Genomic DNA, 9,351 nt, shown 5'->3' on the forward strand with positions numbered 1-9,351 from the left:
GGTGCCCGCCGGCCGAGTGCCCGGCCACGACGGTCCGCCGCGCGTCCGCCGCCGGCAGGGCGTCCGCGACCAGGGCGGGCAGCAGGTCCATCGCCGCCGCCACGTCGTCGAAGGTCTCGGGCCAACGCCCGGCGTCGGCGCCGCCGTTGCCCCTCCGGTACTCCACATTGGCGACGGCGAACCCGCGCCGCGCCAGGAAGTCGGCGAAGGGGGTGACATGCGTACGGTCGTTCTTCATGCGCCAGGCACCGCCGTGCAGCAGCACGACGAGCGGCACATGCCGCTGATCGCCCCGGGGCGCGTAGAAGTCGATCACCTGATCGGGGTGTTCGCCGTACGCGGCGGTGACATCAGGCCGGACGGCCGGGTGCGCGAAGGCCGATTCCATCTCCCCGGCGTCACGAAGGACTGCGTCGGGCGCGGCGGGGTCCGGCATGCTGCTCCAACCTTTCGGTACGGGGGCCGAATTGACCTGATCAGCGGGGACGCTACCAGCCTCGCGGGGACCGAATCACCCCTCGAACACCCCTCGGTACCTCGCCGCTCGCTCATCGGTCCCCCGGGGCGCCTCCGACGGCGCCCCCGGAGGCACCTCAGCCAGCACCTCGCCGAGCACCCTGGCCGCTCTTTCGGCGTCGGCGAAGCGCACATACAGCGGTGTGAAACCAAAACGCAGTACGTCAGGACGGCGCAGATCGCCGACGACGCCCCGGGCGACGAGCCGTTCCATCACGGCCGGCGCCTCGGCGCAGCGCAGCGCGACCTGGCTGGCGCGCTCCGGGTGCGCCGCCGGGGTCAGTGAACTGACCCTGCCCTCCGGGGCGTACGCGCTCACGCACTCCAGGAAGAAGTCCGTGAGCGCCAGGCTCTTCGCCCGTACGGACTCGACGCTCACGCCGTCCCACACGTCGAGCGCCGCCTCAAGGGCCAGCATGGAGAGGATGTCCGGGGTGCCGACCCGGCCGCGTACCGCGCCGTCGGCGGCGGCGAAGCCGCTGTCCATGGCGAAGGGGTCGGCGTGCGAGTTCCAGCCGGGCAGCGGGGAGTCGAAGCGGTCCTGGTGGCGCTCGGCGATGTAGAGGAAGGCGGGCGCGCCTGGCCCGCCATTGAGGAACTTGTACGTGCAGCCCACCGCGAGATCCACCCCGTGCGCGTCAAGACCGACCGGCAGCGCGCCCGCGCTGTGGCACAGGTCCCAGACCACGATGCCGCCCGCCTCGTGCACGGCCGCGGTGATCCCCGGGAGGTCGTGGAGGCGGCCCGTACGGAAGTCCGCGTGGTTCATCAGCACGACCGCCGTACGCGGTCCGAGTGTGCCGAGCAGTTCGGCGGGGTCGACCGGGACGAGGGGCTTGCCGGTCAGCCGGGCGGCGGAGCGCGCGATGTAGCCGTCGGTGGGGAAGGTCGTGGCGTCGACCAGGATCTCGTCCCTGGCCGGGTCGGTGGGGTCGAGGAGCCGGACGGCCGCCACCACCGCCTTGAACACATTGACGCTGGTGGAGTCGCCGACGACGATCCGGCCTGGGCCCGCGCCGACGAGGGGCGCGATACGGTCGCCGATCCGCTCGGGCGCCGTCCACCAGCCGCTCTCGTCCCAGGAGCGGATGCGCAGTTGGCCCCACTGGCGCGTGACGATGTCGTGCAGCACGGCGGGAACGTGCCGGGGCAGCGCGCCGAGTGAATTCCCGTCGAGATAGACGGTGTTGTCGTCGTCGAAGGCGAACAGCTCGCGCCGCGCGGCGAGTTCGTCGGCGGCGTCGAGCGCGGCGGCCTTCGCCGCCAGCGGTGTGGGCGCGCCGGCGCGCGCACCTGTCGGGTCTGTCGGGTCTGTCATGTCCGTCGTACCTGTCGCATCCGTTGTGTTCGTTGCGCTCGTTGTGTTCGCTATGCCTGTGGGGTCCGTCGTACCCGTCCCGGTGGTGTCAGACATGGCCGCGAGCCGTCCACAGCTCGGGGAACACACTCTTCGTCGCCCGCTTCTCCAGCCAGGCGACGCCCGCCGAGCCGCCCGTCCCGGTCTTGGACCCCATCGCGCGGCGGGTCGCGGCGAGGTGGTCGTTGCGCCAGCGCCACACCAGCTCGCCGACGTCCGTCATCGCCTCGCCGAGGCGGATCAGCTCGGTGTGCTGGTCCGGGTCGGCGTAGATACCGGTCCAGACCTCCTCGACCTCGGCCGACGGCTCGTACTTCCGCGCGAGATCCCGGCCGAGCACGGCCTCGGGCACCGGCAGCCCGCGCCGCGCGAGGAGCCGCAGCACCTCGTCGTACAGGCTGGGCTCCTGGAGCGCCTTCTCCAGCTCGGCGTGGACACGCGGGGCCCCGCGGTGCGGCACGAGCATCGACGCCGACTTGTCGCCGAGCAGGAATTCGAGGCGCCGGTACATCGCCGACTGGAATCCGGAGCCGTCGCCGAGCGCGCTGCGGTACGAGTTGAACTGCGCGGGTGTGAGGTGGGCGAGCGGCCGCCAGGAGGCGTTGAGCGCCTCCAGTTCGCGCAGGGACCGCTTGAGCGCGTCGATGGCGCCCTGGATCCGGTCGTCGCGCAGCGCGCGTGCCGCGGTCTCCCACTCGTGGACGATCACGGTGAACCACAGCTCCATGACCTGGGTGGTCACGAGGAAGACCATCTCGCCGGGGTCGTCGGAGAGGGGGTGCTGCAGATGGGTGAGGACGTCGGCCTGGACGTAGTCCTCGTACGGGGTGGTCCCCGCGAAGTCGAGATGCGGCGCCTCGGCCTCGGCGCCGGCGTCCGCCTTCACGTCCGTCCCGGACGTACTGGACGTCTCGGATGCCCTGGACGTCTCGGACGGTTCGTGCTCCTGGCGGCCCGGGCCCTCGGGGTCGTACGACATCACTGTCTCCTCGGTATCGCTACCGGGTAGCGGTCCGCCCCTTCCTGCTGGCTTCGGAGCTCCGGTCCCCTGCGGGAATGGTAATCCGGGGCGGACAGGACCGCCGTACGGGCCGAAGGCCCCGCCCGGTGGTACGGGCGGGGCCTTCGGGAAGCATGGTGCGGGCGGGACCTAGCCCAGGGTGTCGGCGGCGGCCGGTGAGGAGTCGCGCAGGAACGCGGCACAGCGCTCGTACTCCTCCTGCTCCCCGATCGAGTGCGCGGCGCGCGCGAGGGCGTGCAGGGCGCGCAGGAAGCCGCGGTTCGGCTCGTGCTCCCAGGGCACCGGGCCGTGGCCCTTCCAGCCGCTGCGGCGCAGTGAGTCGAGTCCCCGGTGGTAGCCGGTGCGCGCATAGGCGTACGACTCGACGACCGACCCGTTCTCGAAGGCGACATCGGCGAGCTGCGCCCAGGCCAGCGAGGAGGTCGGGTACTTGGCGGCGACCTCGGCCGGCGGCGTACCGTTCGCGAGCAGCTCGCGCGGCTCGGGATCGTCGGGCAGTTCGGTGGGGGGCGGTCCCCCCAGAAGGTTTTCGTGGATGGCCATACCTACAGTCTGCCTTGCCGCCCCCGGGGCCACCGCCACCCGGGCGAAAGCGGATGTACGTACGGATCCGCGCCCGCGTACGCCGGCGTCCGCCGTACGCTCCCCCCGGGCGCCGCCCCGGCGCCGCCCGCTCAGGGATCCGTCGTCCGCTCCGTCACCCCCGACTCCAGCGGCGGCGCCGACAGAGTGCAGTTGATCTTGGATTCGGCCTGCAGCGGGGCCACCGGCCGCCCGACCGGCTTCCGGACGCTGAAGAACGCGATCAGCGACCCCAGCACCAGCACCCCCGCGCACATCGGCATCGCCCGGTCGAAGGCCGCACCGAACTGCGTCGCCGAGCGGAAGGCATCGGGGCCCATCCCGGCGAGCAGCGGCAGCGCCGCCACGGCGAGGAGACCGGCCGCGCGCGCCGCCGCGTTGTTGATGCCGCTCGCCAGCCCGGCCCGGGAGTTGTCCACCGAGCCGAGCACCGTCGCCGTCAGCGGTGCGACCAGCGCCACCATGCCCATCCCCTGCACCACCAGCGCGGGCAGCACATCGGGGAGGTACGAGGAGCCCCGGCCGACGCGCAGCATCAGCAGCATCCCCGACGCGCAGAGCAGCGGCCCGACCGTCAGCGGGATGCGCGGGCCGATCCGCTCGGCGAGCGCGCCCGAGCGGGCCGACAGCAGCAGCATCAGCACGGTCGTCGGCAGCAGCGCGGCCCCGGCGCCGAGCGCCGAGTAGCCGACGACGACCTGGAGCTGGAGCGAGGCGAGGAAGAAGAACCCGCCGAAGGCGGCGTACACGCACAGCGTCACCACGTTCACCGAGGTGAACAGCCGCGATCTGAAGATCGACAGGGGCAGCATCGGGTCGGCCCTGCGCTTCTCCAGCACCACGAAGGCGATGCCGACCAGCACGCCGAGGCCCCCCGCCCACAGCGCCTTGGAGATCAGCGCGTACGTCACCAGACCGAGCGAGAACGCCCCGAGCGCCGCGCCCGTCGCGTCGAAACTGCCGTGGTGCGCCGGATCTCTCGACTCCGGTACGTGCCGCAGCGCCACCGGCACACACAGCGCGGCCAGTGGCACGTTGATCAGGAACACCCAGCGCCACCCGGGCCCGTCGACCAACCAGCCGCCGAGGAACGGGCCGACCGCCGCGCCGACCCCGCCGAGCCCCGACCACACACCGACGGCGCGCGCCCGGTCGTCGGGATGGAAGCTCGACTGGATGATCGCGAGCGAACCCGGCACGAGCAGCGCGCCGCCCACACCCTGGAACGCGCGCGCGACGACGAGCAGCGACGCACTCGGCGCGACCCCGCAGAGCAGCGAGCCGAGCGCGAACCACACCACCCCCAGGACGAAGATGCGCCGCCGGCCGTAGCGGTCGCCGAGCGAACCGCCGAGAAGGATCAGGGCGGCCAGCGTGAGCGTGTAGGCGTTGACGGTCCACTGAAGGTCCGACAGCTTGGTGTGGAGGTCGTCGCCGATGTGCGGCAGCGCGACGTTGACGATGGTGGAGTCCAGCAAGGCCATGCTGGAACCGAGCACCGTCGTGAAAATGACCCAGCGGCCCTTGGCCGAGGACAGCTTGATGTCCATACGGGGGATCATCCCCCGTCCGGCGGCCGGGGAGCGAGCCGACTGACGCATCAATCGGGTACGGGAATGGACGCGGGCCCGGCGCGTGGAACGGCGCGGGCCCGGCGTCGCGAGACACCGGGCCCGGCGGTCGTACGCGCACGCGCGTACCTACCGACGTACGTACCTGCCGACGTACGTACCTGCTACTTGCCTGCTACTTGATCTTGGTGCCCGTGGAGCGCAGCGCCGCGCACGCCTCGGTGACGCGCTTCGCCATGCCGGCCTCGGCCAGCTTGCCCCAGGTGCGCGGGTCGTACGTCTTCTTGTTGCCGACGTCGCCGTCGACCTTCAGCACGCCGTCGTAGTTGCGGAAGACGTGGTCCGCGATCGGGCGGGTGAAGGCGTACTGGGTGTCGGTGTCGAGGTTCATCTTCACGATGCCGTTCTCCAGCGCCGTGGCGATCTCCTCGGCGGAGGAGCCCGAGCCGCCGTGGAAGACGAAGTCGAACGGCTGGCTGCCGGCCGGCTTGCCGTACTTGGCCGAGACGCCCGCCTGGAGGTCCTTGAGCAGCTCGGGGCGGAGCACGACGTTGCCCGGCTTGTAGACGCCGTGGACGTTGCCGAAGGACGCGGCCAGCAGGTAGCGGCCCTTCTCGCCCAGGCCGAGGGCCTCGGCGGTTCGGAGCGCGTCGTCGACCGTGGTGTAGAGCGAGTCGTTGATCTCGTGACTGACGCCGTCCTCCTCGCCGCCGGTCGGGGTGATCTCGACCTCAAGGATGATCTTCGCGGCGGCGGCCTGGGCGAGCAGCTCCTCGCCGATGGTCAGGTTGTCGGCCAGTGTCTCGGCCGAGCCGTCCCACATGTGCGACTGGAAGAGCGGGTTACGGCCGGCCTTGACGCGCTCCGCCGAGATGGCGAGCAGCGGGCGCACGTACCCGTCCAGCTTGTCCTTGGGGCAGTGGTCGGTGTGCAGCGCGACGTTGATGTCGTACTTCTCGGCGACGATGTGGGCGAACTCGGCCAGCGCGACGGAGCCGCTCACCATGTCCTTGTTGTACTGACCGCCCAGGAACTCCGCACCACCGGTGGACATCTGAATGATGCCGTCGCTCTCGGCCTCCGCGAAGCCGCGCAGTGCGGCGTGCAGCGTCTGGGTCGACGTCACGTTGATGGCCGGGTAGGCAAACTTGCCTGCCTTCGCCCGGTCGAGCATCTCGTTGTAGACCTCGGGGGTTGCGATGGGCATCGGGCCGCTCCTATGCGATGTGCGGGTGTGAGCTACTTGTCCCTGACCTGGGGGCGACGTCATCGTCGCCCCCATCTTTCCAGACTCCGCCACGGGCACCGCTGTGCGCACCGGCGGACACGGCGCCGGACACGGCGGTACGGCCTGGCTGTTTCACGTGAAACGGCCAGGCCCGCAGGTCAGCGGTCCCGCCAGGTCCTGTCCACCGGACAGGGCCTAGTCGTTCCCGGCGAGGTCGAGGTCGAGATCGGCGGCCGAGTAGACCTGCACGTACGGAAGCCCCGCCTCGGCGATGGCCCCGGCCGCGCCCCGGTCCACGATCACGGCGACGGCGACGACCTCGCCGCCCGCCTCCCGTACGGCCTCGACGGCCGTCAGCGGCGAGCCGCCGGTGGTCGAGGTGTCCTCCACGACCAGACAGCGGCGCCCCTTGACGTCCGTACCTTCGATCCGGCGCTGCATACCGTGCGCCTTCTGCGCCTTCCGCACCACGAACGCGTCGAGCCGCTTCCCGCGCGCCGCCGACGCGTGCAGCATCGAGGTCGCCACCGGGTCGGCGCCGAGCGTCAGCCCGCCGACACAGTCGAAGTCCAGCTCGGCGGTGGCGTCGAGCATGGCCTGTCCGACCAGGGGGGCCGCGTGCCCGTCCAGGGTGATCCGGCGCAGGTCGATGTACCAGTCGGCCTCAAGGCCCGAGGAGAGGGTCACGCGGCCGTGCACGACGGCGATGTCCTTGATCAGTTGGAGCAGCTCAGCCCGTACGTCAGTCATACCCCTGAGCTTAGGCGGGGTCCGTGCCGAGCCTGACAGGCAGTTCCATCAGACCGTTGAAGAGGAACGTCGGCTGGGGGCGCAACTGGTCCGGCTCCACCGCCAGTTCCATGCGCGGGAACCGCTCGAAGAGCGCGGACAGCGCGATGTGCGCCTGCATACGGGCGAGAGGCGCGCCGATGCAGTGGTGCACGCCGTGGCCGAAGGCCAGGTGCGCCTTGGCGGGGCGCGTGACGTCGAAGTCCTCGGGGCCGCCCTCGGGGTTGAGGGAGGGGTCCCGGCCCGACGCGCCGAAGCCGAGCAGGATCGGCTGTCCCCGCTCGATGACCAGACCGTCACCGAGGTCGATGTCCTCGACCGCGTAGCGCAGCGGCATGTGCTGGACCGGCGCCTCGGCGCGCAGGGTCTCCTCGATGACGTCCGGCCAGCCGACGAGGCCGCCGGTGACCAGTTCGCGCTGGTCGGGATCGGCGAGGAGCGCGTAGGCGGCGTTGGCGATGAGGTCGGCGGTGGTGGGTCCGCCGGCGCCGATCGTCAGCAGCAGGGTGGTGACGACCTCCTCGGCGCCGAGCCCGTCGCCGTCGCCCACGCGGGCGGCGATGAGGTCGCTGACCATGTCGGGCCCGGGGTGCGTCGACTTCTCCGCGACCAGGTCGCCCATGGTGCCGAGCAGCGCCCCCATGTCGGCCGCCGACTGCTCGGGGCTGTCGGACGGGTCGCTGAGGGCGTCGATGGCGCGGCGGGTCTTCTCGCGCAGCCCGTCCGGCACGCCGAAGAGGTCGCAGAGCGTCTCGGCGGAGATGACGTACGCGTAGCCGTTACGGAGATCCACCACGCCCCCGGCCCCGGCGGCCTGGCCGAGTTCGTTCACCAGCCTGCGCACCCGGCCCTGGACCATCGCGCGCAGCGCCTCCGTACGCGCCGGGGAGAAGGCAGGTTCGATCAGGCTCCGCAGCCGCCGGTGGTCTTCGCCGTACGCGTTCAGGACCGCGGGCAGCGACACGAAGGAGGCCAGCGGCCAGTCGGCGGACAGGCCCGCGAACGCCGGCCAGTGCCGCTTCGCGTCACGCGAGACACGCGGGTCGTCGGCGAGCCGCCGCATCACGTCGTAACGGGTGACGGACCACGCGACGACGCCCCCCGGAAGCTCCACGGGCGTCGCGGGGCCTTGGGCGCGCAGCAGGTCGTTGACCTCGTGGAGGCGCTGACCGGAGAGGTCGAAGTGCGCGGGCCTGCCGGACTGGCTCTGCGATGTCATCGAACGGACTCCGTCGGACGCGCCGGATTCGGTACGGTACGTCCCCAGCATGCTCCCGCTTCCCGGCCACCGCACGCAGCACGCAGCACGCGGCATGCGGCATGCGGCATGCGCGGGCGCCCGGCCCCGGGGCGCGCACGCGATCGCTCAGAGCCGCCGCCAGCTCCAGGTCGCGGCCATCTCCAGCGGTTCGAGCGGGGTGACGAGCTGCGGCACGGTGTTCAGCCCGTTCGGCGGGCCCGACTGCGGCTCGACACAGACCCAGTCGTCCTGCTCGTCGTAGATCACGGCCCACTCGGCGCGGCTGGCGACCTTCAGTTCGAGCTGCTCCGGCCAGGTGAGGGTCACATCGACGCCGTCGGGCATCCCGAAACAGTCGTCCCACGGCCCGGGGCGCGGCGGGATACGGCGGCCGGTGGGCAGATGGTCGTCGCCGCGCTCCTCCTGCCAGGCGGGGGCGAAGTCGACCTGTACGTCGGAGCCGCCGCCCCCGAGATTCCGCCGGAACCACGGATGCCAGCCGGCCTGCGCCGGGAAGGAGGTGTCGTACGTCTCCACGGCCATCGCCAGGGAGAGCGTGCTCGGGGTCAGCTCGAAGGTCTGGGTGACCCGGCCGGTGTACGGCCAGGGGTCCGCGAGGTCGTACGTGAACGCCACCTTCTGCGGATGGTCCTCCGCGTTCACACCGGCGGGGGCGCGGCGCCAGGCCGTGTTCCGCCCGGTGCCGTGCATGGCGTGCGGCGGGGCGTTCCGCGGCATCTGGTGGGTCACCCCGCCGTTGCTGAACTGCCCGTTCTCGATCCGCCCGGCCCACGGCACCATCGGGAAGCAGCCGTAACGCTCCCCCTGCCGCAGCATTTCGGTGCCGCCGACGCGGAAACTGCTGATCCGGCAGCCGTTCACCGGATTGATGGTCAACTCGGCGTTGCCCGCCGCCAGTCGGATGCTCTCTTCGCTGCTGGTCACGGGATGAGATTACTTGCGGCGGCGCAGCGCACGACCGACCACCACGGCAGAGGCGAGCGCCAGTGCCGCCGCCGGCGCGACCCAGCGGAGCGTGGCCCCGGC

At 71.7% G+C, this 9,351-nt stretch carries 9 protein-coding genes; all 9 read right to left on the reverse strand.

Annotated features, from left to right (window positions below):
* The coding region (locus QR77_RS17295; RefSeq protein ID WP_150130568.1) for an alpha/beta hydrolase at positions 1–436 on the reverse strand (436 nt) is incomplete at its 3' end.
* Positions 437–511: 75 nt separating this feature from the next.
* Positions 512–1,834, reverse strand: a complete 1,323-nt coding sequence (gene kynU / locus QR77_RS17300; protein ID WP_052488837.1) for a kynureninase — start codon at positions 1,832–1,834, stop codon at positions 512–514.
* 88 nt (positions 1,835–1,922) lie between these two features.
* Positions 1,923–2,852, reverse strand: coding sequence for a tryptophan 2,3-dioxygenase family protein (locus tag QR77_RS17305; RefSeq protein ID WP_078876784.1), 930 nt, complete (start codon positions 2,850–2,852; stop codon positions 1,923–1,925).
* A 171-nt stretch (positions 2,853–3,023) separates the two neighbouring features.
* Entirely contained in the window at positions 3,024–3,437 is a 414-nt protein-coding gene (locus QR77_RS17310) for a DUF3151 domain-containing protein (protein WP_040022769.1), read from the reverse strand.
* A gap of 131 nt (positions 3,438–3,568) precedes the next feature.
* A complete protein-coding gene (locus QR77_RS17315; RefSeq protein WP_040022770.1) occupies positions 3,569–5,026 on the reverse strand; it encodes an MFS transporter in 1,458 nt (485 codons plus the stop codon).
* A 196-nt stretch (positions 5,027–5,222) separates the two neighbouring features.
* On the reverse strand, positions 5,223–6,254 hold the full coding sequence (fbaA, locus tag QR77_RS17320; protein ID WP_040022772.1) for a class II fructose-bisphosphate aldolase: 1,032 nt from the start codon (positions 6,252–6,254) through the stop codon (positions 5,223–5,225).
* A 216-nt stretch (positions 6,255–6,470) separates the two neighbouring features.
* Positions 6,471–7,025 carry an orotate phosphoribosyltransferase gene (gene pyrE / locus QR77_RS17325; RefSeq protein WP_040022773.1) on the reverse strand — a complete coding sequence of 185 codons (555 nt, stop codon included), beginning with the start codon at positions 7,023–7,025 and terminating at the stop codon, positions 6,471–6,473.
* Between the two features lie 10 nt (positions 7,026–7,035).
* Positions 7,036–8,283 (reverse strand): cytochrome P450, encoded by a 1,248-nt coding sequence (locus QR77_RS17330; RefSeq protein WP_040028148.1) that lies wholly within the window; start codon positions 8,281–8,283, stop codon positions 7,036–7,038.
* A gap of 147 nt (positions 8,284–8,430) precedes the next feature.
* The gene (locus QR77_RS17335; protein ID WP_040022775.1) at positions 8,431–9,249 is read right to left on the reverse strand and encodes an aldose epimerase; all 819 of its coding nucleotides are present in this window, start codon (positions 9,247–9,249) and stop codon (positions 8,431–8,433) included.
* Positions 9,250–9,351 lie beyond the last annotated feature (102 nt).

The sequence above is a fragment of the Streptomyces sp. 150FB genome (assembly GCF_000818195.1).
In the GTDB taxonomy this organism is placed as follows: domain Bacteria; phylum Actinomycetota; class Actinomycetes; order Streptomycetales; family Streptomycetaceae; genus Streptomyces.

Bases quoted from the DNA above. Each gene is read 5' to 3' on its own strand.
- kynU (WP_052488837.1), bottom strand. From the start codon at position 1,834: ATGACAGACCCGACAGACCCGACAGGTGCGCGCGCCGGCGCGCCCACA.
- QR77_RS17305 (WP_078876784.1), bottom strand. From the start codon at position 2,852: ATGTCGTACGACCCCGAGGGCCCGGGCCGCCAGGAGCACGAACCGTCC.
- QR77_RS17310 (WP_040022769.1), bottom strand. From the start codon at position 3,437: ATGGCCATCCACGAAAACCTTCTGGGGGGACCGCCCCCCACCGAACTG.
- QR77_RS17315 (WP_040022770.1), bottom strand. From the start codon at position 5,026: ATGGACATCAAGCTGTCCTCGGCCAAGGGCCGCTGGGTCATTTTCACG.
- fbaA (WP_040022772.1), bottom strand. From the start codon at position 6,254: ATGCCCATCGCAACCCCCGAGGTCTACAACGAGATGCTCGACCGGGCG.
- pyrE (WP_040022773.1), bottom strand. From the start codon at position 7,025: ATGACTGACGTACGGGCTGAGCTGCTCCAACTGATCAAGGACATCGCC.
- QR77_RS17330 (WP_040028148.1), bottom strand. From the start codon at position 8,283: ATGACATCGCAGAGCCAGTCCGGCAGGCCCGCGCACTTCGACCTCTCC.